The 24,909-nt window shown below is 56.9% G+C and carries 21 protein-coding genes; 18 read left to right on the top strand and 3 right to left on the bottom strand.

Annotation, left to right across the window (positions count from 1 at the left end; genetic code table 11):
* The first annotated feature begins 182 nt into the window (after window positions 1-182).
* The 10 genes from DW724_RS02115 (at window position 183) to DW724_RS02160 (ending at window position 12,612) form a co-directional block, all read left to right on the top strand.
* Entirely contained in the window at window positions 183-884 is a 702-nt protein-coding gene (locus DW724_RS02115; protein WP_118760487.1) for a DUF2461 domain-containing protein, read from the top strand.
* Entirely contained in the window at window positions 881-1,549 is a 669-nt protein-coding gene (locus DW724_RS02120) for a 3'-5' exonuclease (protein WP_118361488.1), read from the top strand. Before DW724_RS02115 ends, DW724_RS02120 begins: the two co-directional genes overlap by 4 nt.
* On the top strand, window positions 1,546-1,851 hold the full coding sequence (locus DW724_RS02125) for a hypothetical protein (RefSeq protein WP_116705103.1): 306 nt from the start codon (window positions 1,546-1,548) through the stop codon (window positions 1,849-1,851). Before DW724_RS02120 ends, DW724_RS02125 begins: the two co-directional genes overlap by 4 nt.
* Window positions 1,852-1,905: 54 nt before the next feature.
* Entirely contained in the window at window positions 1,906-3,249 is a 1,344-nt protein-coding gene (locus DW724_RS02130; protein ID WP_243105673.1) for an AI-2E family transporter, read from the top strand.
* Window positions 3,250-4,493: 1,244 nt separating this feature from the next.
* Complete coding sequence (gene murB, locus DW724_RS02135) at window positions 4,494-5,408, top strand: UDP-N-acetylmuramate dehydrogenase (RefSeq protein ID WP_110437063.1); 915 nt, start codon at window positions 4,494-4,496, stop codon at window positions 5,406-5,408.
* 60 nt (window positions 5,409-5,468) lie between these two features.
* Window positions 5,469-6,326, top strand: coding sequence for an RNase adapter RapZ (gene rapZ / locus DW724_RS02140; RefSeq protein ID WP_118729577.1), 858 nt, complete (start codon window positions 5,469-5,471; stop codon window positions 6,324-6,326).
* 52 nt (window positions 6,327-6,378) lie between these two features.
* Entirely contained in the window at window positions 6,379-7,272 is an 894-nt protein-coding gene (gene whiA / locus DW724_RS02145) for a DNA-binding protein WhiA (protein WP_118564269.1), read from the top strand.
* A gap of 1 nt (window position 7,273) precedes the next feature.
* Window positions 7,274-10,792: a DNA polymerase III subunit alpha gene (locus tag DW724_RS02150; RefSeq protein WP_118760488.1), complete on the top strand. Its 3,519-nt coding sequence runs from the start codon at window positions 7,274-7,276 to the stop codon at window positions 10,790-10,792.
* A 130-nt stretch (window positions 10,793-10,922) separates the two neighbouring features.
* Window positions 10,923-11,897, top strand: a complete 975-nt coding sequence (gene pfkA / locus DW724_RS02155) for a 6-phosphofructokinase (RefSeq protein WP_117751128.1) — start codon at window positions 10,923-10,925, stop codon at window positions 11,895-11,897.
* Window position 11,898: 1 nt separating this feature from the next.
* A complete protein-coding gene (locus DW724_RS02160) occupies window positions 11,899-12,612 on the top strand; it encodes an SDR family NAD(P)-dependent oxidoreductase (RefSeq protein ID WP_118479474.1) in 714 nt (237 codons plus the stop codon).
* Between the two features lie 45 nt (window positions 12,613-12,657).
* Here DW724_RS02160 and DW724_RS02165 read toward each other — a convergent pair whose 3' ends face one another.
* Entirely contained in the window at window positions 12,658-13,230 is a 573-nt protein-coding gene (locus DW724_RS02165) for an N-acetylmuramoyl-L-alanine amidase family protein (RefSeq protein ID WP_118760489.1), read from the bottom strand.
* Between the two features lie 105 nt (window positions 13,231-13,335).
* Between DW724_RS02165 and DW724_RS02170 the strand changes: the two genes are divergently transcribed.
* The 6 genes from DW724_RS02170 (at window position 13,336) to DW724_RS02195 (ending at window position 18,455) form a co-directional block, all read left to right on the top strand.
* Window positions 13,336-13,824: an LURP-one-related/scramblase family protein gene (locus DW724_RS02170; RefSeq protein ID WP_117487840.1), complete on the top strand. Its 489-nt coding sequence runs from the start codon at window positions 13,336-13,338 to the stop codon at window positions 13,822-13,824.
* Window positions 13,825-13,835: 11 nt separating this feature from the next.
* Complete coding sequence (locus DW724_RS02175) at window positions 13,836-14,702, top strand: NAD(P)H-hydrate dehydratase (protein WP_118760491.1); 867 nt, start codon at window positions 13,836-13,838, stop codon at window positions 14,700-14,702.
* 45 nt (window positions 14,703-14,747) lie between these two features.
* Window positions 14,748-15,293, top strand: a complete 546-nt coding sequence (locus tag DW724_RS02180; RefSeq protein WP_118760492.1) for a hypothetical protein — start codon at window positions 14,748-14,750, stop codon at window positions 15,291-15,293.
* A gap of 38 nt (window positions 15,294-15,331) precedes the next feature.
* Window positions 15,332-16,450 (top strand): alanine racemase, encoded by a 1,119-nt coding sequence (gene alr / locus DW724_RS02185; protein ID WP_118760493.1) that lies wholly within the window; start codon window positions 15,332-15,334, stop codon window positions 16,448-16,450.
* A 405-nt stretch (window positions 16,451-16,855) separates the two neighbouring features.
* Window positions 16,856-17,218 (top strand): type II toxin-antitoxin system PemK/MazF family toxin, encoded by a 363-nt coding sequence (locus DW724_RS02190; protein WP_110437051.1) that lies wholly within the window; start codon window positions 16,856-16,858, stop codon window positions 17,216-17,218.
* Window positions 17,219-17,927: 709 nt separating this feature from the next.
* Window positions 17,928-18,455: a hypothetical protein gene (locus tag DW724_RS02195; RefSeq protein WP_117487829.1), complete on the top strand. Its 528-nt coding sequence runs from the start codon at window positions 17,928-17,930 to the stop codon at window positions 18,453-18,455.
* Between the two features lie 167 nt (window positions 18,456-18,622).
* Here the strand turns inward: DW724_RS02195 and DW724_RS02200 are convergent, their stop codons facing one another.
* On the bottom strand, window positions 18,623-19,933 hold the full coding sequence (locus DW724_RS02200; protein WP_110437049.1) for a DUF1015 domain-containing protein: 1,311 nt from the start codon (window positions 19,931-19,933) through the stop codon (window positions 18,623-18,625).
* A 209-nt stretch (window positions 19,934-20,142) separates the two neighbouring features.
* Here DW724_RS02200 and ptsP point away from each other — a divergent pair, with 209 nt between their 5' ends.
* A complete protein-coding gene (ptsP, locus tag DW724_RS02205) occupies window positions 20,143-21,858 on the top strand; it encodes a phosphoenolpyruvate--protein phosphotransferase (RefSeq protein ID WP_118760494.1) in 1,716 nt (571 codons plus the stop codon).
* Window positions 21,859-22,169: 311 nt separating this feature from the next.
* Here ptsP and DW724_RS02215 read toward each other — a convergent pair whose 3' ends face one another.
* Window positions 22,170-22,385 (bottom strand): alpha/beta-type small acid-soluble spore protein, encoded by a 216-nt coding sequence (locus DW724_RS02215; protein ID WP_116705097.1) that lies wholly within the window; start codon window positions 22,383-22,385, stop codon window positions 22,170-22,172.
* Window positions 22,386-22,976: 591 nt separating this feature from the next.
* Between DW724_RS02215 and DW724_RS02220 the strand changes: the two genes are divergently transcribed.
* The gene (locus tag DW724_RS02220) at window positions 22,977-24,908 is read left to right on the top strand and encodes an HlyD family efflux transporter periplasmic adaptor subunit (RefSeq protein ID WP_158580185.1); all 1,932 of its coding nucleotides are present in this window, start codon (window positions 22,977-22,979) and stop codon (window positions 24,906-24,908) included.
* Window position 24,909 lies beyond the last annotated feature (1 nt).

The following is a 24,909-nucleotide window of genomic DNA, read 5'->3' on the forward strand; positions in this document are numbered from 1 at the left end:
TTTCTGTCAAGCGGCGGTCAACAAATTGCACAAATACACAGGGAGATTAACGTGTTATGAACGGAAAACTGTCAAACTCCTGTTGCAGAAAATGAAAAAACGCGGTAAAATATACTTAGGTATTTCTATGCCTGAACGACGATTTACAATCGTCAAAAACAAAAAGGTGGCTAACAACACAAATGGCATTTCACGGTTTTTCCGCAGAAGGCGTGGATCTTCTGCAACTGAATCGCCTGCAAAACAGCAAAGAATTTTACGATGCACACAAGGACGAGATCAAGCGGTTATCCATCCGGCCCTTTCACGAACTGATCGCGGAAATGACGCCGGAGATGGTCAAGATTGACCCGCAGTTCGTCACCGTGCCGTCCCGCATGGTATCCCGCGTGCGGCGTGATACCCGATATACCAAGGATAAAACGCTCTACCGGGCGAACATGTGGCTGTTCTTCCGCAGAGCACGACGGGAACGCGAATCCGTTCCCGCATACTATTTTGAACTGCATCCCGAATACTGGGCCTTCGGCTGCTGGGGCGCGTGGGGCAGAGGCGAAATGGAAGCGCTGCGCGAAATGATCCTCGCAGAAGACAGGCTGTTCCTTGACGCCTTTCGTGCAGTGAACAGCTGTCCGCAGGTGCACCTTGCGGGCGAGATGTACAAGCGCCCGAAATTCCCGGACGCAAAGCCGGAATATCAGGACTGGCTGAACCGCAAGGAGATCGGCGTGGATTACACGAACGGTGAGGACTTTGCTCCGGTGCTGGACGGCACGTTTGTTCCGTTCATGCTGAAGACCATGCGGCAGCTTGCGCCGCTGTACAGACTGCTGCTCGCGGCGAAGGAACGCGCAGACGCGGCCGGACGGGAGGCGCTGCAATGAGATATCTTGCACTGGATTTCGAGACCGGAAACGCCTCGCCGCTGAGCGCGTGCGCACTCGGCGCAAGCGTGTTTGAGGATAATCAGCTGGTGGATGAGAAAATCTCGCTCATCCGTCCGCCGGAATGCGTGGGCAAGTTCCACTGGGGCAATGTTCGCGTCAACCACATCAAGGAGAAGATGGTCGCGGACGCACCGTCGTTCGCCGAGGTGTGGGAGCCGCTCGCCGACATCGCGGAGGGCAGCGTCATCGTGTGTCACAACGCTATGTTCGATACGAATGTGCTTTGCAGCTGTCTGGCGCATTACGGACTGAAAATGCCCGAATGCCGGTACTTATGCACGGTAAAGGTGTCCAAGCGGGTATGGCCTGAGTTGGAAAATCATAAACTGGATACGGTATCCGCCGCGCTGCACATCGACCTGAACCACCACGAGGCCGGATCGGATGCGCGGGCTGCGGGACTGATCCTGCAGGCGGCTCTGCGCAGGACGGGCAGCGCGGACGCCGACGCACTGGCAGAAAAAATCGGCATGCGTCTCGGCCGTATTTCCTCGATGGGGAAAACGCCGTGCAGCATCGCCGGGGACCCCAAACCCAGGGAGCACAGGCGGACAGCGCGTCCGCGTAATACGGTAAAACGAAAGGGAGAGAACAAGCTATGAAAAACTATCTGGATAGTATTGACCGCGATGCACTGCGCAGCCGTGCCGAGCAGATGCTGCACACCGCAGGAAACGCTTGCGATCAGGCAGGACGCTTCATGAACACCACGACCGAAAAGATCCGCGGCTTCTCGCTCATCGAGTTCTTCATCTACGAGACCTGCCTGCTGTCGTTCGGTCTGTGGCTGGGCACCTGCTTCTCTAAATTTTTCAAGAAGTTCCGCGCGATCATCTTCGCAGCGTTTGCCGCAACGTGGCTGTACCTGCTGTGGCGCGTGTTCTTTGATGAGGATGAGGACTAAGCGTATTCAATCTTCGTTTTCATCCTCTGACAGCTGACAGGAAGGAGTTTATTGTTGGAAGATCCCAATCAGGAAAAAAAGTCCCGGTTTGACCTGCAGCCGCACTATATCGAGTGGGGGCTGACTGCGTTAGGTGTCATTGTAGCCTGCGTGCTGGTCGTGTTCGTGCTGTTCCGCATGACAATAATCTGGGGCGTAATCAAGAAATTTTTCAGCATCCTCAGCCCGTTCATCTACGGCTTTGTGATGGCGTACCTGCTCATGCCGGTGTTCAACATGCTGTACCGCAATCTGCAGCCGCCGATGTCGCATAAATTTAAAAACGGCACACGGCTTGCCAAGGGTTTGTGCAGTGCGCTGACGCTGGCCTTCGGTCTGGCGGTTGTAGGCGTGCTGCTGTGGATGGTGCTGCCGCAGCTGGTCACGAGTATCACCTCGCTGGTGGATTCGATGGACCTGTATATGAACGAGATATCCGGCTGGGTAGCGTCGCTGCTGCACAACAACCCGGAACTTGAGCACAGCTTCATGCGCCTGTACGATCAGTTCTCCGCACAGATGATGAACTGGGCGCAAAATGACCTGCTGCCGCAGCTCGGCAGCATGATGAGCGGCGTTGTTACGACCGTAAATGTGCTGATGAACCTGCTGATCGGTGTCATTATCGCGCTGTACATTCTCAACAGCAAGGACACCTTCTGCGCACAGGCGAAAAAGATGACGTACAGCTTTTTCACGGTTGAAAAGGCGAATGCCATCATGGCTCGTGTGGCGCATATCCACCGCGTGTTCGGCGGCTTCATCACCGGCAAGCTGATGGACTCGTCGATCATCGGTGTGCTGTGCTTTATCGGTATGCGTCTTATGATCTCGTTCGGCTGGATGACCATGCCGACGTCGTACGCGCTCCTGATTGCGGTTATCATCGGCGTGACCAATATCATCCCGTTTTTCGGGCCGTTCATCGGTGCGGTTCCGAGCACCATTTTGATCATGGTCATCAGTCCGGTGCAGGCGCTGTATTTCGTCATTTTTGTGCTGCTGCTGCAGCAGTTTGACGGCAATATCCTCGGACCGAAAATCCTCGGCAACGCCACCGGACTGTCGAGCTTCTGGGTCATGTTCGCCATTCTGCTGTTCGGCGGCGTGATGGGCTTCGCGGGCATGGTGATCGGCGTGCCGCTGTTTGCCGTGCTGTACAGCGTGTTGACCGAGAAGATCAATCATCTGCTGAAAAAGCGCGGCCTGTCCGTGGATACGAACGACTATCGCGGGCATAAGCGCATCGACCCGGAGACACACGCGTTCGTTGAAGCGCGGGAGACAATGCCTCCGGTGAGCGCAAAAGAGCGCCGCCGTGCAGCACAGCAGAAAGATCAGGAAAACAAAAACCAGTAATATGTGCAAAGAGGGACACTGCGAGGCAGCAGTGTTCCTCTTTTGCGTTCTGGTGCAGAACGGCAGAGTGTCGCTTGTGAAGCGAACGGAACTGCGCTGACGCCGCGCGGGCGCACAAGAGGGTAGACACCTTCGGTTTCCACCCTCTTGTGAATCACCCCTTTCCCTTGGATGGTCTGGCGCAGATTACCGACATGTGACCGCTGCGAAATAGGGGAACGGCAGAGGATTTTTTCTACCGTAGGGGAGCACAGTGTGCTCCCATGCTGAAACCTATACGCAGTGCCAGATACCGTTCTGCTACACAGGTCGGAGGGCCTGCGCAGGCGCAACATACCCGTGTTGCGCAATTCGTGAGCGCGTTATGATAGACAGGGCCTGCGAGGATAAATTGTACCAAATACTTAATCCGCAGGTGCCGTGCGGTATAACGCGTTAAAGAGTTGCGCAACACGGGTATGTTGCGCTTGCGTGGATTTAACCGTATGTGTAGCAGTAAGCTGTCTGTGAACTGCGAAAAGGCGGAGAAAGACACGCTGAGGTAACCCGACTGCCGTTCCCCTATTTCGAAGCGGTCACATGTCGGCAATCTGCGCCAGATTAGGAAGTAAGGGAAAGGTAGGAGTCCAAAGAGGAAGGGAAACCGCAGGTGTCCCTTCCTTTTTGCCCCCGCGGCGGGCGCCGCAACGTTCCCGCCGTCCGCAGACGGCGAATCCCCCCGCTGAGGTTCAGCGAAAAAACTGCCGCCCGGAAAGGGCGAACCCGCCAGCGGCAGTTCGAGTACCCCGCTCAGCCGGTGCAGAAAAGGAGCCGCCCGGATAGGGCGAACACGCTGACGCAGTTCGAGTGCCCCGCTCAGCCGGTGCAGAAAAGGAGCCGCCCCGTCAGGGCGAACACGCCTGCGGCAGTTCGAGTACCCCGGTCAGCCGGTGCAGAGAAAAAGGCTGCCGCCCGTTAGGGGCGAACCGCTTATGCGGTTCGTGTACCCCGCTCAGCCGGTGCCGAATAGAGAAAAATCCGATTTTTAACCGAAAAAATCTGCGGAAACCCGCTTGGACTGATTGCTTATCCCATTTGTATTTGTTATAATAAACAGTAAAGCAAAAACCAAAACGGCACGGCAGGACAAACTGGAGCCTGCTCCCGGTGCCGGACCTTCGATGCGCCGCCGCATGACGCGGCAGGAATTCCGAGGGTATACCACTTAAACTTTTTATATAGATTTTTGGAGGATTAAACGCCTTATGGAGCATATTAAGGATTGCATCGCGGCACTGCGAGAGGCCGCACCTGAAATAGATATTGCAGAAAACGAACTCATGCGCCGCCATACCACGTTCGCCATCGGCGGACCGGCCGACCTGTTCGTGCAGCCGAAGACCCGCAGGGAACTGACCGCGGCACTTGCCGTACTGCGCGAGCGCAATATTCCGTTCCTGCTGCTCGGCAACGGCTCCAACATGCTGGTGGCCGATGCGGGCATCCGCGGTGCGGTTGTCTGCACATCCGAGCTGGATGAAGTCCGCGTAAATGAGGATAACACTGTCTCCGCCGAGGCGGGTGCGCTGCTCAGCCGCATTGCCCGCCGCGCACAGCGTTCCGGTCTGACCGGAGCCGAGTTTGCAGGCGGCATTCCGGGCAGTCTGGGCGGCGCGGTTTACATGAATGCGGGTGCGTATGACGGCACGATGGCCGGCATTGTGCAGGAGACTGAATTTGTAGACGGCGAAGGCAACATCTGCACCCTCAAGGGCGATGAGCACGGCTTTGACTACCGTACGAGCGTGTTCCGCAAGCATCCGGACTGGACGGTGCTACGTTCGACCATGCAGCTGCAGAACGGCGATTCGGCGGCGATTCTGGATAAGATGAACGATTTCGCGCAGCGCAGACGCGACAAGCAGCCGCTCAACTTCCCGTCGGCAGGCTCGACATTTAAGCGTCCCGTGGGACACTTTGCGGGCCAGCTTATCGAGCAGGCCGGTCTCAAGGGCACGAGCGTCGGCGCGGCACAGGTTTCGGAAAAGCACGCGGGATTTCTCATCAACCGCGGCGGTGCAACATGCGATGACATGCTGCGTCTGATCGAACTGGTGCAGAACAGGGTGCGCGAGCAGTTCGGCGTGGAGCTGGAGTGCGAGGTGCGCATCGTAAAATAATCAGCAGCGCCGCTCGGCGGCGTTATCACAGCAGAAACACAGGGCAGGGGGAAAGGTAACATGTATTTTTTGATCATTTCCGGTATGTCGGGCGCAGGCAAGAGCCGCGCGGTCGCCACGCTTGAGGACTTAGGCTATTACTGCGTCGATAATCTGCCGATCTCCCTCATACCGCGCTTCGCGGAGATCTGTCTGGCGGCAACCGAACGCTATGAACGTGTGGCGCTCGTCACCGATGTGCGTGCAGGCGGCGATTTCCAGCAGCTGTTTGATTCGTTGGATTCGATCAAGAGCATGGGCTGCGATTACCGCATCCTGTTCCTCAACACGGACACGCCGACGCTCATCCGCCGCTACAAGGAGACGCGCCGCAAGCATCCGCTGATGGAAAAGGGCATGTCCATGACAGCCGCCATTGAAAAGGAGCGCGAAATGCTGTCCGGTCTGCGCGACCGTGCCGACTTTGTGGTGGACACCACCGGACTGTCTGCTGCCGGTCTGCGCGAACGTCTGCTGACGATGTTTTCCGGCACCGAGAGCGGAGAGGTGTTTGAGGTCATCGTACAGTCGTTCGGCTTCAAGTACGGCATTCCGCCCGAGAGCGACCTTGTGTTTGATGTGCGTTTCCTGCCCAATCCCTATTACGAAATGAGCCTGCGCGAGCGCAACGGCACCGATCCGGAGGTGCGCGATTATGTGTTCCGTGGCGGTACGGCGGATGTGCTGATGCGCTACCTGACGGGCATGATCGACTTTCTGCTGCCGCGCTATATCGCGGAAGGCAAGGCGAATCTGATTATCAGCATCGGATGCACCGGCGGCAAGCACCGCTCGGTCGCTATCACCGAGGCGCTGAGCGAACACCTGCGCAGGCAGGAATACGGTGTAGTAACCATGCACCGCGATTACCAAAGATAAACCCGCTTCGTTCCGGACAGGCGAAGCGTGCTGTACAGAACGGAGAGAATATATGTCTTTTTCAACCGAGGTAAAAAACGAGCTGTGTCGGGTATCCATGCAGCGTACCTGCTGCACGCGTGCCGAGATTTACGGCGCACTGCTCCATGCCTCGGTTTTTTCGCACAAGGAGATACGGCTGTCGGCGGAGAACATGACCGTTGTCCGCCGCCTGCAGGCACTGCTGCAACGCGCGTTTTTTGTCGAGTGCGAGCCGCAGAAGGCAGGCCGCAAGCAGCAGCTTGTGCTCACCGAACCGGCGCAGATCGGACGCGTGTTTGATGCGCTCGGCTACGACTGCAAGAGCCATATCACCTATCATATCAATCGCAATCTGCTCGAGGAGGACTGCTGCATTGCGTCTTTTCTGCGCGGTGCCTTCCTCATGGGCGGCACGGTCGCGGGACCGGACAAGAAAAGCCATCTCGAGTTGAAAACCACCCACCAGAGTCTGTCAGGTGAAGAGACAAGTCTGATGCTCGATTTAGGTTTATCGCCCAAGCAGGCACGGCGCGGCAGCGCGTATCTGCTGTACTTCAAGGACGGCGCAAGCGCGGAGGATTTCCTCACGCGCATCGGTGCGCCGCACGCGGCGATGGAGCTGATGCAGGCCAAGGTAGAGAAGAATCTGCGCAACACGATCAACCGGCAGGTCAACTGTGAGACCGCGAACATGATGAAGGCCGCCGATGCATCGGCACGGCAGATTGCGGCGATTCAGGCGCTGATCGACAGCCGGGGGGAGGACGCATTTCCGGGCAACCTGTGGGAGACTGTGCGCCTGCGTCTGGAATACCCGACGGACAGCCTGTCCGAGCTGGCGCAGCGGTTCGATCCGCCCATCTCCAAACCGGGACTGAGCCACCGCCTGAAAAAGATTATCGAGCTTGCGGAAAAGGAGGACTAAATTGGTACCATTTGCACATCTGCATGTCCACAGCGAATACAGCCTGCTGGACGGCGCCTGCCGTATCGAAAAGCTGGTGGACCGTGTGGCAGAGCTGGGGCAGACCTCTTGCGCGCTGACCGACCATGGCGTCATGTACGGCGTGATCGACTTTTACCGCGCTTGCAAGGCGAAGGGTATCCATCCGGTCATCGGCTGCGAGGTGTATCTGGCGCCGCATTCGCGCTTTGACCGCAGCTACATCAACGGCGAGTGGCACACGCACCTCATCCTGCTGTGCGAGAACATGACCGGCTACCGCAACCTCATCCACATGGTGTCGTGCGGTTTCTCCGAGGGCTTCTATATGAAGCCGCGTATCGACATGGAGCTGCTGCGCGCGCACAGCGAAGGTTTGATTTGTCTGTCCGCGTGTCTGGCGGGCGCAATTCCGCGTGCGCTGGCGGACGGCGATATGGACGGCGCGTATGACCTCTGCGAGCAGTTCCTCGATATTTTTGACCGGGAGCATTTCTACCTTGAAATTCAGGACCACGGCATTCCGCTGCAGCAGAAAGTCAATGAAGGTCTGTACCAGCTTTCCAGAGAGCTGAATATCGGTCTGGTGGCAACGAACGACGCGCATTATCTGACTAAGGCGGATGCGCGCATTCAGGACGTGCTCATGTCCATCCAGATGGGTAAGACCGTGGATGACCCGACCCGCATGAAGTTCGAGACGCAGGAGTTCTACATCAAGGACGCGGACGAAATGGCGGCGCTATTTCCAGAGCACCCGGAGGCACTCGCCAACACGGTAAAGATTGCGGAACGCTGTCAGGTTGAGTTTGAGTTTGGCAAGTACCACCTGCCGGAATTCGATGTGCCGGACGGCTACACCTCGCTCGAATATCTGCAGAAGCTGTGCGATGAAGGCTTCGCAAGACGCTACCCGAACGACGACGGCACCGTGCGCAAGCGTCTGCAGTACGAGATCGACATGATCGCCAAGATGGGTTTTGTCGATTACTTCCTCATCGTGTCCGACTTTATCGGCTACGCGAAAAGTCAGGGCATTCCTGTCGGACCCGGACGCGGCTCGGCAGCAGGCTCGATCGTGTCGTACTGCCTCGCTATCACCGACCTTGACCCGATTCACTATTCGCTGTACTTCGAGCGATTTTTGAATCCGGAGCGTGTCTCCATGCCGGATATCGACGTGGACTTCTGCTATGTTCGCCGTCCGGAGGTTATCGAGTACGTTACCCGCAAGTACGGCAAGGACCGCGTGGCGCAGATTGTCACGTTCGGCACGATGGCTGCCCGCGGTGCCATCCGCGACGTCGGCCGTGCGCTCAACATCCCGTACAACGACGTTGACGCGGTTGCCAAGCAGGTGCCGAACGAACTGCACATTACGATCGACAAGGCGCTGACCATCAACGCGGAACTCAAGAAAATGTATGACGAGCAGCCGCAGGTGCGCGAGCTGATCGACACTGCGCGTGCGCTCGAGGGCATGCCGCGCAATGCATCGACGCATGCCGCAGGCGTGGTTATCACCAAAAACCCCGTGGACACCTACGTTCCGCTTTCGCGCAACGGCGACCAGATGGTAACGCAGTTTACGATGGTGACCATCGAGGAACTTGGTCTGCTCAAGATGGACTTCCTCGGCCTGCGCAACCTGACCGTTATCGCGGACGCGGAAAAGCTGATTCGCCGTCACACGCCGGATTTTTCCATCGAGAACGTGGATATGAGCGACCCCGCGACTTACGAGATGCTCGGCAAGGGCTCGACCATGGGCGTGTTCCAGCTGGAAAGCGCGGGCATTACCAACGTCGTTACCGGTCTGCGCCCGCAGTCCATCGAAGATATTACCGCAGTCGTTGCACTGTACCGACCTGGTCCGATGCAGTCCATTCCGCGCTACATTGAGTGCCGCCACCATCCGGAAAAGGTGACGTACAAGCATCCGCTGCTCGAGCCGATTTTAAGCGTCACCTACGGCTGTATGATCTATCAGGAACAGGTCATGCAGGTGTTCCAGAGCCTTGCGGGATATTCGCTCGGCAAGGCAGATATGGTGCGCCGCGCCATGAGTAAAAAGAAGATGAAGGAGCTGGAAAAGGAGCGCGTTAACTTCATCTACGGCAACGAGGAGCTGGGCATTGACGGCGCTATCAAGCGCGGCGTGCCCGAAGCAGTTGCGGCAAGTCTGTTTGACGAGATCATGGATTTTGCAAACTATGCGTTCAACAAGGCACACGCGGTTTGCTACGCGGTCGTGTCGTTCCGCACGGCGTACCTCAAATGCCACTACCCGCGCGAGTATCTGGCGGCGCTGCTGACGAGCGTTCTGGATGTTTCGGACAAGATCTCCGAGTATATTCAGGCGGCGCGTGATATGGGCATCGCGGTGCTCCCGCCGGACGTAAACGAGTCTTACGATGAGTTTTCGGTTGCGGGCGAGAATATCCGCTTCGGTCTGGCAGCCGTCAAGGGTGTGGGACGCTCGTTTATGAAGCAGCTTGTCGAGGAGCGAGAGGCGAACGGCCTGTTTACCTCGTTCCAGGATTTCTGCGAGCGCATGTACGACCGCGAACTCAATCGCAGAGCCCTTGAAAGTCTCATCAAGGCAGGCTCGTTCGATTCCATGCACTACTACCGCAGTCAGCTTTTGAAAATCGTCAATCCCGTGGTAGATGCCATTGCCCAGAACCGCAAGAAGAACATCGAGGGGCAGATGGACCTATTCGGCATGGGCAACGACGAGGTGCGCGACACGCAGATTGCGATGCCGAACATTCCGGAAGTACCCAAGCGGGAGCTGCTGGCGATGGAGAAGGAGACCACCGGTCTGTACCTCTCCGGTCACCCGATGGACGAGTACCGCAGCCTGACGCAGAAGGCACAGGCGGCCTCCGTCAAGCAGATCATCGACGACCTGACGGGCGAGAGCAGCCAGCCGGTCTACAAGGACGGCATGACCGTACGGCTTGCCTGTGTTATCACGGCGGTGCGTCTGAAATCGACCAAGAACGGCTCGATGATGGCATATGTCACCGCAGAGGATGACACAGCGGCGATTGAGCTTGTCGTGTTCCCGCGTTCGCTGCAGCAGTGCGGCGCATATCTCACCGAGGACAGCGCAGTCCTGCTCACCGGTAAGATCGACGCCCGGGAGGATGAGGCGCCCAAGGTGCTGCTGAACGAAGCGCAGCCGCTCACCGAGAGTGCGGTGGAGAGCCTGCAGCAGCCGAAAAAGGGCACGCAGAAATCGGTCTACACCGATGCACAGGCGGCAAAGCTGGCGCCGCAAAAGCTGTTTCTGCGTATTTCCAGTCTGCAGGGTGATGAATGGACGCAGATTAAAGAGGTTTTGCGCACGCAGCCCGGCGATACGCCGGTCTATCTCTACCCGATGGACACGAAGAAAAAGACGCTCGCTGCCCGCCGGTACTGGTGCAAACCGGATATTGCATTTTTAACAAAATTACGCTTTCTCTTGCGCGAGGAAGATGTTATAATACAATAGGAGACTGTGTTTATCCGTAGGGAGAGAGACGGTTTCCGCAGAGGGAAACAGAACTGCAATACAGAGGTCAGTGCGGCATCGACTGTGCCGCTAAGAAAGAAAACAGACCCGACAACAGGGAGGCTTTATCATGGATAAACAAATTCGCAGAATCGGCGTACTTACCAGCGGCGGCGACGCACCCGGTATGAACGCACTTATTCGCTCGGTAGTCCGCAGCGCAAGCGCACACGATATTTCCGTTCTTGGCATTCGCCGCGGCTACAGCGGTCTCATCAACGGTGACATCATCGAGATGGGTGCCCGCAGTGTAGACGGCATTATCCGCAAGGGCGGCACCATGCTGTACACCGCACGCTGCAAGGAAATGCTGACTGAGGAAGGTCTGCAGAAGGCGGCTGACACCTGCCGCTACCTTGGCATTGACGGCCTGATCTGCTGCGGCGGTGACGGTACATTCCGCGGTGCACAGGCGCTTTCCCGCAAGGGAGTTCCGTGCATCGGCGTTCCGGGTACCATTGATAATGATATCGGCTGCTCGGATTACACCATCGGTTTTGACACCGCCTGCAATACCGCGATCGAGTGCATTGATAAGCTGCGTGACACCATGCAGTCCCACGAGCGCTGCTCTGTTGTAGAGGTTATGGGCCGCCGTGCAGGTCATCTGGCACTGCAGGTTGGCTGTGCAGTCGGCGCGACCGCGATCTGCCTGCCCGAGCGTCAGCTGGATTTCGACACCGAGATCGTAGAGAGAATGCGCATCGGCCGTATCAAGGGCCGCAACCACCATATCATCATCGTAGCCGAGGGCTATGGCTCCGCACAGGACGTTGCAGACCAGATCCACGAGGCGACCGGCATTGACACCCGTGTAACGATCCTCGGTCACATCCAGCGCGGCGGCTCTCCGTCTGCTATGGATCGTGTTATGGCGACCCGCATGGGTTATGCTGCAGTTCGTGCTCTGATGGAGGGCAAGACCAACCGCGTTGTTGTTTCGGATAACAACATTGTTACCGATATCGACATTGAGGAGGGTCTGGCACAGAGCAAGGATCTGAACCAGTGTCTGTTCGAGGCACAGCAGACGGTTGCCATCTAACATGGCGCAGACTGTTCTCATCACCGGAGGCTCGCGTGGTATCGGTGCCGCCTGTGTGCGCGTGTTTGCCGAAAACGGATGGAATACCGCGTTTACTTACAGCAAAAGCAGGGAAGCGGCGGACAGGCTCGCTGGGGAGACCGGCGCACTTGCACTTTCAGCCGATCAGCAGGATACCGCGGCAGTGGAACTCGCGGTCGCGGAAGTGAAGGCGCGGTTCGGCACGATAGATGCTGTGGTCTGCAACGCAGGCATTGCCGAACAGAAGCTGTTCCAAAATATCACGGACGCGGACTGGATGCACATGTTGGATGTCAATCTCATGGGTACGGTGCGCACGATTCGCGCCGTGCTGCCCGAAATGCTGCACAACCACAAGGGAAGCATCGTTACGGTGTCGTCCATGTGGGGGGAGTGCGGCGCGTCCTGCGAGAGCCATTATTCCGCGAGCAAGGCTGCGATTATCGGCCTGAGCAAGTCGCTCGCGCAGGAGCTTGGCCCGAGCAATATCCGGGTCAACTGCATTGCGCCGGGCGTGATCGACACCGACATGAACGCCATGCACAGTGCGGATACCATGCAGGAGCTTGCCGATCAGACACCGCTCGGAAGAGTCGGCGCGGCAGCCGAGGTCGCGGACAGTATTCTGTATCTGTGCTCGGATAAGTCGTCTTTCATTACCGGACAGGTGCTCGGTGTGACTGGCGGTTTCTAATAAAATAAGCGCAAAGCGAGAGGTAAAACCTCTCGCTTTTTTTCGTTAATACGGTTCAAAATCAAAGTAGCTGAGCAGACCGTTATAAATGCCCTGTGCAAACCCGAACGGATCGTTTTCCAGCTTCATCGCATCGGAAGCATTGGTCAGGTATGCCAGCTCGACCAGAATCGAAGGCATCTGTGTCCGCCGCAGGACATACAGGCTCGGACGGATGCGCACGCCGTTATCGCGTGTGCCGACACGCGCAACAATGCCGGCGAGCACATGCTGCGCCAGCCAGTACGCCTGCGTATTTTCCTGATAAACATACACCTCAGTGCCGTTGATGGCAGGATTTACGTTCGCGTTGCAGTGGATGCTGATGAAGTAATCCGCAGGCCACTCATTCGCCAGCCGCACGCGCTCGGCCAGACTGGTGGCGTTGCTTGTGCCGAGGATTTCCTCGGGTGCGTTGCGGCTCAGCCGCACCTCAAACCGCGGGTCGGCCCGCAGAAGATCAGCCAGATACACGCCGACAGCGTAGGTCACATCCTGTTCGAGCAGACCGCCGCCTTCCGCGCCGGTGTTCGGACCGGACGGATTGTGTCCCTGATCGATAAAAATCTTGATCGCCAAAGTATCACCTCCTCGTGTCAGCCTATGCGGCAGCGCGGCAGAACGTCCGTGCTTGACGGTCAGCACACGCCGTGTTATCCTGTAAGAAAAGAGGGGTGGATCAATATGAAATTATATATCAAACAAAAGGTATTCTCCTGGGTGGATCGATTTACTGTTTTTGATGAAACCGGCGCCGACAAATACCATGTCGAGGGTGAGTTTTTCTCGTGGGGCAAGAAGCTGTATGTCACCGACTTGACCGGACACGAGACTGCCTTCATCCAGCAGAAGGTGTTCAGTATGATGCCGCGGTTCTTTGTGTACATCGACGGCGTGGAACGCGCGGAAATCGTCAAGCGGCTTACATTTTTCTACGAAAAATACGAGATCGAGGGTCTCGACTGGACGATCGAGGGTGATTTCTGGGCGCATGAGTACCGCATCACGCAGAACGGACGCGAGATCGTGTCCATCTCCAAGGAGTGGTTCACCTGGGGTGATTGCTACCAGCTGGACATTGCCGATTCCGCAGACGAAACACTTGCACTGGCGGTCGTCCTCGCAATCGACGCAGTGCACGCGCAGGCGAACGCGGCAGCGGCTTCGACTTGAAAGGAAACGATATGATTGAGATAAACCAGGACTTCGCGGACGGTGTACTGCATTCGCGCAATCCGGAGACAAATAAAAACGACTACGGCCGCATTCTGTGCGTGTGCGGCTCGGCAGGATATACAGGTGCGGCATATTTTTCGGCACAGGGCGCGGTCCGCATGGGAAGCGGCGTTGTGACGCTGGCAGTTCCGCAGGGTGCGTGGCCGGTGCTGGCGGTCAAGCTGAATGAGCCGGTCGTGCGGCCCATGCCGCAGGATGAAAACGGGTTGTTTTCCATGGACGCACTGCCGAAGCTGCTTGCGCTTGCCGAAAAGGCGGACGCGCTGCTCATCGGGTGCGGACTCGGCCGTTCGGATACGCTGACCGAAATCGTGTGTACTCTGCTCGAAAAAGCTGCCTGCCAGATTGTACTCGATGCGGACGGCATAAATTCGATTACCGGGCATAAGGATATATTGCGGCGAACGGCAAAGCCGGTCGTGCTCACGCCGCACGCGGGCGAGTTCGCACGGCTCAGCGGCAAGCCGGCCGCGACCGCTGCGGACGCGGCACAGTTCGCGCAGGACTATCGGTGCATTGTGCTCTATAAGGGACACCGCACCCGCATTTTCACGCCGGACGGCGGCTGCTATCGCAATACCTCGGGCAATCCCGGCATGGCGAAAGGCGGCAGCGGGGATGTTCTGGCAGGCATGCTGGTTTCGCTGTGCGGACAGGGCATTGACGCGGTTCGGGCGGCCTGTACGGCGGCGTGGCTGCACGGCAGAGCCGGAGATCTGGCGGCGAACGCTCTGAGCGAATACGGTATGACGCCGAGCGATATGCTGACGCAGCTGCCGATTCTGCTGAAACGATATAACTCGAAAACATGGTGATAAACCGGTCAAAGGAGTGGTAATCTGAACAGGCTGCTGTGTGGTTTGGCGGCGCTTGTTCTGCTCTGCGGCTGCGGCCGCTCGGCGGAAAAGAGTGCCGAGGATGTGCGTGCGCATTTCGCATCGCTGGACAGCTGTACGGCGCATTTGAAAATAATCTCGGATTTGGACGAATCTGTACTGGAATTTGAAAGCGACTATGTCTATAATAGAGAGGACAGCGATTCCTTCACGCTGACCGCACCGGAGTCGGTCGCCGGTATCGGCGGGCGCATCTCAGGTGAGGAGAACGGCGCGTTCACGCTGCAGTACAACGACTTGCAGCTGGATGATATTGCTCCTCGGCATACCGGACTGACACCGGCAGACGCGTGGTTCTGCCTGCTGAACGATCTGCGGTATGCTGTGCCTGCGCAGGTGTGGAGCGAGCGCACGAACGGCGAGAGCCTGCTCGTGCTGCGCTATGAAAATGCAGACGACAGCGTGGAAAAGCAGGTGTGGCTGCGGCAAAGCGATCTGCAGCCGGTCTATGCCGAGCTGTATGAGGACGGTGCGCGCGTGCTGACCATACAGGTGGAATCCTGTCAGTAAATCAGGAGCCAAACGGTTCTGTTGGAGTGACGAAAACAATGGAAGTAAATCAACACCGCACTTGGGCGGAGATCGACCTCGGTGCGATCGAGCATAATTATCGCGTGATCTGCGAGCAGGCGCAGGCGCCGGTCCTGTGTGTCGTTAAGGCGGACGCATACGGTCACGGTGCCGTACAGGTGGCTAAGCGGCTGGAGAAGATGGACGCACCGTATTTTGCGGTAGCGACCATTCCGGAGGGTGTGGAGCTGCGAGAAGCAGGCATCGAAACGCCCATCCTCATCCTTGGCTATGTGGACGAGAAGGACATGGACACGGCGGCACAGTACGGCATCACCGTGCCGGTGTACGACCGCGAGACCGCAGAACTCATCAGCGCGGCAGCAGAGCGCACCGGCAAGCCGGTCACCGTACACTACAAGCTGGATACCGGCATGACGCGGCTCGGCTTCCCGTCGTGGGAGTGTGAGCAGACCGTGCAGGATATCCTTGCGTGCTCCAAGCTGCCGGGCCTGATCAGCGAAGGCATTTTCACGCATTTTGCGGTTGCCGACGTGCCCTCCGGCGAGGCGTACACGGAATTGCAGTACAAGCGCTTCTCGGATGTGTGCGAGGGTCTGCAAGCGGCCGGTCTTGACCTGCCGCTGCGCCACTGTGCGAACAGCGGCGCCATCCAGACCTACGAGAAGATGCACTGCACGATGACCCGCGCGGGCATTATCCTGTACGGCTATCGCCCGGATGCCTCTGTGCCGCCGGTGCTCGATCTGAGACCCGCCATGACCGTCAAGGCGCGTGTGGTGCAGGTGCGCGATATTCCGGAGAATACGACCATCAGCTATGGCCGCACCTTCGAGACGGCAGAGCCGACCCGTATGGCGGTTATCTCGATGGGATACGCGGACGGCTATCTGCGTACCGGCTCGGGCAAGGCGCAGGTGCTGCTCGGCGGCGTGAAAGCGCCCGTGCTCGGCCGTATCTGCATGGATATGTGCATGGTGCGTATTCCGGAGGGCGTAGACGTACATCGCGGCGATGAGGTGACCGTGTTCGGTCCGGAGGGCTGGACGGCAGAGGACGCAGCAGACGCGGCAGGCACCATCTCGTACGAGGTGCTGTGCGCCATCAGCCGGCGCGTGCCGCGCTTCTATCGGTAATTTACTGACATTGCGTGCATAAGATGAAGCGAGGGATTTTCCCTCGCTTCATTTGTCTCTCAAAGTCGGTATCCTGTTAGTTTGATAGTATCGCGCGGCAGCGCTATTAAAACAGCATTTGCGTTGCAAATGCAAGAAAACCGGGAGCATGTATCACGGTTTTCTTACTTCTGGAGGGAGAAAGTTTCTGAACAGGAACTTTCGGACGACTTTGGAACGGCCTGCGGTCCGTTCCTGCTTGTCGGCGAAACTGTAGTTTCGCGACAGCTTTGAAGCGGAGGAGATTTTTCTCTCTCCGCTTTTCTGCATTATACAGTTATAATTTTGTGTGACACGGGGAAAATAGGTTTGCGGGAAAACCATCAGGCAGCACCGTAAATCTATTTCATCGGAGTGTGAACCAAAGTGGATAGCAACATCAAACGAGGCGATATTTACTATGCCGATCTCAGTCCGGTGGTTGGCAGTGAGCAGGGCGGCATCCGACCGGTGCTGATCGTGCAGAACAACGTCGGCAATCGGTACAGTCCGACCGTGATCGCCGCCGCTATTACATCGCAGATCAACAAGGCGAAAATGCCGACGCATATCACGGTCGGTGCGCCGAACTACGGACTGACCAAGGATTCCATCATCCTGACCGAGCAGATTCGCACGCTGGACAAACGCCGCCTGCGCGAGAAAATGGGCTCGCTCGACGAAAAAGCCATGCGGCACGTCGATGAAGCACTGGCAGTCAGCTTCGGACTCGGCTCGGTGCAGGGGTAAGCCGTATAACGGCGGGAGAAAGCGCATATCCTTTTATGGGGTATGCGCTTTTTATGTACAAATGTTGATTTGTGATCCGTTTCACAAACGGGGAATGTGACGCGCCCGCGGCTGGGGCAAGAGGATAGACACCAAGGTTTGCCCGTAGGCCACTAAACCTTGTTCCCGCGCCGTGCGCGGATTAAATGAGTACTACCCTCTTAACTCCCTTTTCCCTTTGTTTCTTAGCTTGACGCAGACCAGAGACCGGCGACCGCTTCGAAAAGGGGAACGGCAGTCGGCCTACCCTTACACGCTGACAAGGGTCTCTTCTGCGTCAGACAGCGCGTGCCACACTGCAATCGCAGGCGTAATCTTTGGGCGGCATAGCCGTGCCGCCCTCTGCGTAGGCTTTCCGATATGTGTAGCAGTACGCTGTCTGTGAACTGCGCATATTTTGCGAAAGAAACGCTGTGGTAACCCGACTGCCGTTCCCCTTTTCGCAGCGGTCACATATAGGAAATTGGCGCCAGACTAACAAGCAAAGGAAACTGGAGTCCCAAGAGGATAGTACTCATTTAATCCGCGCACGGCGCGGGAACAAGGTTTAGTGGCCTACGGGCAAACCTTGGTGTCTATCCTTTTGGACCTCCCAGCCAAAGGTTGGCTCCCATTCTATATGCTTTAGCAAGTAGTAAAATTCAAATTTGCACAGAAAGGAGAACCGCCCATGCGCGCAGACGTATTCTGTAACAACAACCCAATCGGTACGATCGACTGGACCCCGGATGCCTGCGGCGTACAGGTCAATCTCGACTGCGCCGTCTGCGGGAACGAACTGCTGCGCTGCTATGCGGTTGTGAACGGAAACATCCTGCGGGTCGGTCTGCCTGCACCGGAGCATGGCCGTCTGCGTTTGCGCCGGCATCTTTCGCGGCAAATGCTGCATGAGACTGGCTGTGAGGGCGAACCCGAACGGTTCTATCTCGCGTCTGCGCCGGAGCCTTTGCCGCAGAGCAATGCGCCGCCTAAGCCGCCGCTTGTCACCGGAGATACGGTCCTGGACGCGCTTTTATCCAGCGAAAACGTGCAGATTCAGCCGACCGAGACCGGACTGCGTCTGCAATGTCCGTTCGATCCGAAAAAGCCGTTCGCGCTGGCACCGGCGTTTGTACTTTGCCGCACAGAAGGAAACACGGCAGTTCTGGAATGGAAAAAGGACGCAGCCGATGCGGCTGCGTCCTCTGAAAAGGCGTAACTTTAGGTAATACCGCATAATTGAACAAGAGTGATTTGCGAGTAAATTTTGCGTACTGGCGAGGCACAGTTTTGCGGTAATACTCGATGTATTACCGTGAAACTGCAACAAAGTCAGGACACAAAATTTCCGCAAAGCACCGCCGCTTTAATTGTGCGGTGTTGCCTTTACTTTACGATGGTCTTGGCCTCCATGTAGTAGCGCTTCTCGTGCGCCTCGCCCATGGAGAAGGTCTTGCGCGGCAGAACGCCGTCGAAAACAACGCCGCGGAACAGGTCGTTCTTGGCGATGTCCGGCAGGATGAAGCCGAGGTTGCCCGGCTTTTCCGCCAGCGAAACAACAACGTCCGTGCCGTGGATGTAGTCGATCTTCGCGGAGGTGTGGGTTTCAAGATAAGCGTCCAGACCGGTCTGGATGGTAGCGACCGGAATGGCCCACTTCGGGTTCTCGACAATGAACACGCCCGACTTGTTCGCCGAGCAGAACGGGAAGAAGTGCGCGTTTTCGCTCTTGGGAGCCTCGTCGGCAACGTAAGCCTTGCAGCCCTCGCCGTTGTAGAAGTCGGTCAGAGCACCGAGCAGCTCATCTGCGTCTACGCCGAACAGGGCACGGTGGATCGGCTCGATGATCAGGCTTTCGTCATGGATGTTGACAACCTCAACGAGTGCAAAACGTGCCGGATGATTCTCCTGCTCCTCAGCAGTCAGGCCCTTCTTGACCTCTTCCCAGTACGCCTTTGCGGTGGCCATGGAGTGGTTGCCGTCGCCTACTGCATACGGCAGCAGCGCCTGTGCGTCCGTGCAGCCGTACTTCTTGTTGAAGGTCTCGCGGTCGCAGAGTGCTTCGAGCTTGGCCTCGATGGCCTCGGTCTCCGGACCGTTCGGCAGGAACCAGCCGGTGATATGGCCGCCGTTCTGCATCAGGTCGGTATCGTACAGCTTGTCATAAGAGGCGGTCTGCTCGAACAGCGGCTCGATGATCTGACGGTCGGGATCGTCGATCAGGATCATGATGTGCGGCAGCTCCAGGCATGCGCCCTGACGAACCTTGAGACGGGGCGGAATACGCTCGACAACCGTCTTTTCGGTCGGGCGGATGAGGGATGCGGAACCGGGCGTGTATTCATACGCTTCCAGATCGACCGACAGCACGATGCCGCGGCGCGGGCACGAGCCGCCGGACCAGCGCTCGGTCAGCACGACGCCGGCGGGCAGGGTGCGCAGCGTGCCGTCCTGCACATACTGCTGCATGGTCTGATGGATTTTCTCCGTGCGGGCAGCAACGTCCGCGTCCTCCAGATAAACCTCCGGCAGGGTCAGACGCAGAGTAGAGGGTGCGTCACCGACGGTCTTGTCAGTCTCGGCCCAGTAGTCCGGCTGAGAGGTGTACTGGTCGCAGGCGATGACTGCCCACTTGGACAGGTCCACGCCTTCACGCGGAAACATGATCTCGGGAATACGAGTGCAGCGATTAGCCATAATTATCCTTCCTCCAGTAGAAGTAGTGTGGAATGCCTCTATTATAGCAGACAAATCTCAAGTACGGCACTCGTTTTTCAAAAATAAATGTCGGTTTGCAGAAAAAACTTTATTTGCTTGACGAAAGTATGGGGATGTTGTACAATATAATATAGGTTTGGTTGCGAAATTTGTATAAAAATACAATCGTAAAAACGGAGGAAAACCCCATGGTTAAATTCAAGGCTATCGGCGTTTCGGAGGGTCTGGCGAAGGCAAAGGCTCTCGTGATCAAGGAAGAAGATCTTTCGGTGGTTAAGGAGACCGTTGCCGATGCGGAAGCCGAATGCAAGCGCGTTCTTGACGCAGTGGAAAAAGCCAAGCAGCAGATCGAAGTGCTGCGTGACGATGCGGAAAAGAATATCGGTGCGGCTGAGGCGGAAATTTTTGACGCGCATCTGATGATGCTCGACGACCCTGATTTTGTCGAGGGTATGACAAACATTGTAACGGATGAGAAGGTTTGCGCGGAGTACGCGTGCTTTGTCAACTGCGAGAACTTTCAGGCGATGTTCCGCGCGCTTGACGACGAATATATGCAGGCGCGTGCAGCAGACATCGGTGATATTTCTCAGCGGGTCATTAAGAATCTGAAGGGCATTGCGGACAACGCGATTGACACGATCACTGAGCCGTGCATTATTGTGGCGAACGACCTTACACCGTCCGACACGGCGAAGATCGGCGGCAAGCCGGTTGCCGGTTTTATCACGAAGATCGGCGGCCGCACGAGCCATTCGGCGATCATGGCGCGTTCGATGGGCATTCCGGCGATTGTCGGTGCCGGCGAGAAGGCGGATGAGATCGCGGACGGCGACCTGCTGCTGATCGACGGCGCGGCAGGCGAAGTCGTGGCGCAGCCGGATGAGCAGACGCTTGCCGACTTTGCCGAGCGTCAGAAGGCAGATGCGGCGCATCGTGCCATGCTCGCGCAGTACAAGGATAAGGAGGGCGCGACCTCGGATGGTCGCCGTGTCATTATCGAGGGCAACATTGGTACGCCGGATGACGCAGTCCGCGTAGCGGAACTTGGCGGTGAAGGCGTCGGTCTGTTCCGCTCGGAGTTCCTGTTCATGGATCGTACCGACCTGCCGAGCGAGGAAGAGCAGTTCGCCGCCTACAAGAAGGCGTGTGAGATCATGCAGGGCAAGCCGGTTATCATCCGCACGCTGGACATCGGCGGCGACAAGGAAGTGCCCGCACTGGCGCTAGAGCAGGAACAGAATCCGTTCCTCGGCTACCGCGCGATCCGCATTTGCTTGAATCAGCCGGAGCTGTTCCTGATTCAGCTTCGCGCGCTGCTGCGTGCCGCGCAGTACGGCGATCTGCGCATTATGTTCCCGATGATTTCGTCGGTGGATGAGGTGCGTGATGCAAAGCAGGTGCTCGAGCAGGCGAAGGACATGCTGACCGCGGAAGGCGTACCTTTCAACCCGAACGTCAAGGTCGGCATTATGGTCGAGATTCCGGTGGCGGCTGTCTGCGCGGATGTGCTGGCGAAGGAGGTTGACTTCTTCTCAATCGGCACGAACGACCTGATTCAGTATTCCTGCGCGGTGGACCGCATCAACGAGAAGATTTCCTACCTGTACCGTCCGCTGCATCCGGGCGTGCTGCGCCTGATCGCCATGACGGCCAAAGCAGCGAATGAGAACGGTATCGAAGTCGGCGTATGCGGCGAGATGGCAGGCACGGCCGGCATGGCGCCGGTGCTGTGCGGTCTCGGCGTGACCAATCTGTCCATGTCGGCATCCGCAATGCTGGCAGCAAAGGCAGACCTTGCAAAGCACTCCTACGACGAATGCAGGGAACTGGCTGACAAGCTGCTCGCGTGCGCAAGCGCGTCTGACGCAGAGCGTATTTTCGCGGACTGGAGAGAGTCCTGAGTAAGAGTAAAAAGCCGCCGTTTCCCTGTGAAGCGGCGGCTTTGCACTGTTCGGATGGATAGAAATTGACTTGTATCGGAAAACGATATTGTTTATCAGGATAACAAGCATTATCTGAGCAAATCCATGTCGTTTTCCTCGCCCGGTGCGACGCCTGTTTCGTTTTGGGCGTAAGCGCAAACGGCTGGGCGGAGTGGAAAGACAAGTGCGGCAGAACACTTGATGAGCTGTTCCGCAGACAGGCAGAGAAAGCATAAGTAAAGGGACACGGAATGATTCTGTGTCCCTTTTTACGCAGGAAAGAGAAGCGTTTAGCCCTGGTTTGCCATATTCTGCTCGTAGGATTCGATCATCTTCTTCACCATCTGACCGCCTACGGAGCCGGCCTGACGGCTGGTCAGATCGCCGTTATAGCCCTGCTTGAGGTTTACGCCGACCTCGGCAGCTGCCTCCATTTTGAAGCGATCCATTGCCGCGCGTGCTTCCGGTACCATGCCCTGATTAGAACCATTTTTCGTGTTAGTCATGTTTGTTCGCTCCTTTTCGATTCGGTTTGGTGTGTTGGGTTTTGCTGATAGTAGGTTGCGCACCAAAGGTCGAAATATGAGATGCAAATGCTGTGACGGAAGCCAGAAAATATGATAAGCAAACGCGTTTTGCCAGCGCAGGAAAACAAGCGTTGAAAATTTGCTTTTGGACAGCGCATAAAACCTGCTCTGTTCATATAATAAAGGAAAGCACAGACATATACAGCCTTATTAGTTATGGTATATACTGCAGATGGGTTAGCTTATTCTAACTTATCGTTTCCGTCTGTCACCCAACCGTCCGGATGTGTTTTTCACTAAATTGTAAGCAAACACGTCTTGCAAGGATTTGTGCAATATGCTAATATGATGGTGATACATGTCCGATGCACAAATGTACAATATGCGAGCACGGGAACGAATCCCGAGAAAGTCTGACAGCGATCGGAAGCGGCAGTGGAGGTGCCGCTGAAAAAGTCATATTCACTCAGATTAGGATGCTTAACCTTTTACAAGCACAGATTTACGTGGAAATAGGGCGGCTATGCCGCTTTATCAATAATGGATAGAGAACAGAAAGGACATCATAGTATGAGTCAAAACGAAAAGAAGGTATTCGGCAGACACAAAAAACAGGAAGAATCGCCTTTAGAGCAGACGCAGGCGGTGCCTGCGGTACAGGATGAAATCGCGGCAGAGCCTGCAGCCGAGGCGTCGCCCAAGCGCAACAAATACGCAGACAAAATGAATCGCAAAAAGCGCAGACTGAGCAAGGGTGCGCGTATCGGCATTACGGCGGCGGCAGTTGCGCTGCTGCTTGGCGGCGGTATCTGGGCTGTGGTGAAATCCCGCGATGCGGGCACGGAGAATGTGACGCAAACCACGGCTGCGGTCAGCTGCGGCGATCTGGAGACCTACATAGAGGGAAGCGGCGTTACTGCTGCAAAAAAACGTGAGGAGCTTGGCCGGGAGGTTAAGGGCAAGGTAACACAGGTGCTGGTTGCCGAGGGCGACGAGGTGCACACCGGCGATCCACTGCTGGTGATCGACCCGACCGAAACCCGCAAGGAGCTTGCGGATGCACAGAAGGAGCTGACCGAGGCGGAACGCGGTGTCTCGGACGCGCAGCTGGAGGTCTCCAAGGCACAGTCCGACTTGAGCGCGGCGCAGAGAAAACTGAGCCGTCTGCACATCACGGCGCCGTTTACCGGCAAACTGATTCCGACGAAGGATTCGGACAACAAGGATGTGTCCTTCCGTGTCGGTGAGCAGGTGAGCGAGGGACAGGTCATCGGCTACATGGTAAATGACCGTCAGATGAAGCTGACGCTGGCGTTCAGCGCAGAATATGCCCGCAGTATTCGCACCGGACAGGCGGCCACGGTATCCATCGCTTCTGCGATGAGCGAGGTGAGCGGTACGGTATCGTCGGTCGAGACAGCGCAGCAGATTTCGAGTGAGGGTGTGCGCGTTATCCGCGTTGGCATTACGGTGAATAACCCCGGTTCGCTGACAAAGGGCATGACAGCCACAGCGACAATCAATGCCGGACGCCTCGGTGCGATCTATCCGGCGAATGCGGGCACACTGGAATACAGCCGCGAGGAAGCCGTCACCGCACAGATAAGCGGCGAGATCATCAAGCTGAACGGCACAAGCTACAGCACCTACAACGGCGGTGCGCTTATCATGTCCCTGTCGAGTGACGCTTCTCAGGATGAGATTTCAGCCGCGCAGAATGGTATTGCGGCGGCAAACCGCACGGTTGCCAGCGCAAAGACGGCTGCAGACGAAAAGCGGGCACACATTGCCGAACTGCAGCAGAAGATTCAGAACTCGACCGTTACCTCTCCGATAGACGGCGTTGTTGTCAGCCTGAACGCCGTTGAAGGACAGGAGGCGACCGGCTCGGAGACGCTCGTTGTGGTTGCTGATTTGAATGATATTGCCGTCAACGCCGAGGTCTCTTCGATGGATATCGGCTCGGTGCAGCAGGGACAGCAGGCGACTATGACGATGTACGCGTCGGACGGCTCCGAGATTTCGCTGACCGGCGAGGTGCAGTCGGTTGCGCTGGAGCCGACACAGAACTCCAGTAACGGGCAGGGCAGCATGCCGACCTTCAAGGCGGTCATTTCGGTGGACCCGCTGGAGGGACAGAAAATTTACAGCGGTATGTCGATCGAATATAAAATCACGACGGCCTCGTCCTACGGCTGCCTGATGGTACCGTCGTCGGCTATCGTCAACACGGACAGCGGCACAGCTGTATTCGCCAAGCCGCTGACGGACGAGAACGGAAACGAGATTCCGTTTGAGGAAACCCTGCCGATCCCCGAGGGTACCGAAGGCATTCCGGAAGACTATCAGCTTGTACCGGTCGAGACCGGCATTGCCGATTCGACCAACACGGAAATCCTCGGCGGTCTGGAAGAGGGCACCGAGGTATTCCTCGCCGGACCGAGCGACCTGTATGCCGATATGTCGGATAACGGCATGTCAGTCAGTATGTCAGTCGGTTGAG

It is taken from the genome of Butyricicoccus sp. AM27-36 (genome assembly GCF_003480945.1).
Taxonomy (GTDB): Bacteria; Bacillota; Clostridia; order Oscillospirales; family Butyricicoccaceae; genus Agathobaculum; species Agathobaculum butyriciproducens.

What these genes read in the sequence shown, in the direction of transcription:
- DW724_RS02220 (WP_158580185.1), top strand. Translation starts at nt 22,977, where the DNA reads ATGAGTCAAAACGAAAAGAAGGTATTCGGCAGACACAAAAAACAGGAA.
- DW724_RS02200 (WP_110437049.1), bottom strand. Translation starts at nt 19,933, where the DNA reads ATGGCTAATCGCTGCACTCGTATTCCCGAGATCATGTTTCCGCGTGAA.
- ptsP (WP_118760494.1), top strand. Translation starts at nt 20,143, where the DNA reads ATGGTTAAATTCAAGGCTATCGGCGTTTCGGAGGGTCTGGCGAAGGCA.
- DW724_RS02170 (WP_117487840.1), top strand. Translation starts at nt 13,336, where the DNA reads ATGAAATTATATATCAAACAAAAGGTATTCTCCTGGGTGGATCGATTT.
- murB (WP_110437063.1), top strand. Translation starts at nt 4,494, where the DNA reads ATGGAGCATATTAAGGATTGCATCGCGGCACTGCGAGAGGCCGCACCT.
- pfkA (WP_117751128.1), top strand. Translation starts at nt 10,923, where the DNA reads ATGGATAAACAAATTCGCAGAATCGGCGTACTTACCAGCGGCGGCGAC.
- DW724_RS02195 (WP_117487829.1), top strand. Translation starts at nt 17,928, where the DNA reads ATGCGCGCAGACGTATTCTGTAACAACAACCCAATCGGTACGATCGAC.
- whiA (WP_118564269.1), top strand. Translation starts at nt 6,379, where the DNA reads ATGTCTTTTTCAACCGAGGTAAAAAACGAGCTGTGTCGGGTATCCATG.
- DW724_RS02175 (WP_118760491.1), top strand. Translation starts at nt 13,836, where the DNA reads ATGATTGAGATAAACCAGGACTTCGCGGACGGTGTACTGCATTCGCGC.
- DW724_RS02115 (WP_118760487.1), top strand. Translation starts at nt 183, where the DNA reads ATGGCATTTCACGGTTTTTCCGCAGAAGGCGTGGATCTTCTGCAACTG.
- rapZ (WP_118729577.1), top strand. Translation starts at nt 5,469, where the DNA reads ATGTATTTTTTGATCATTTCCGGTATGTCGGGCGCAGGCAAGAGCCGC.
- alr (WP_118760493.1), top strand. Translation starts at nt 15,332, where the DNA reads ATGGAAGTAAATCAACACCGCACTTGGGCGGAGATCGACCTCGGTGCG.
- DW724_RS02120 (WP_118361488.1), top strand. Translation starts at nt 881, where the DNA reads ATGAGATATCTTGCACTGGATTTCGAGACCGGAAACGCCTCGCCGCTG.
- DW724_RS02160 (WP_118479474.1), top strand. Translation starts at nt 11,899, where the DNA reads ATGGCGCAGACTGTTCTCATCACCGGAGGCTCGCGTGGTATCGGTGCC.
- DW724_RS02215 (WP_116705097.1), bottom strand. Translation starts at nt 22,385, where the DNA reads ATGACTAACACGAAAAATGGTTCTAATCAGGGCATGGTACCGGAAGCA.
- DW724_RS02125 (WP_116705103.1), top strand. Translation starts at nt 1,546, where the DNA reads ATGAAAAACTATCTGGATAGTATTGACCGCGATGCACTGCGCAGCCGT.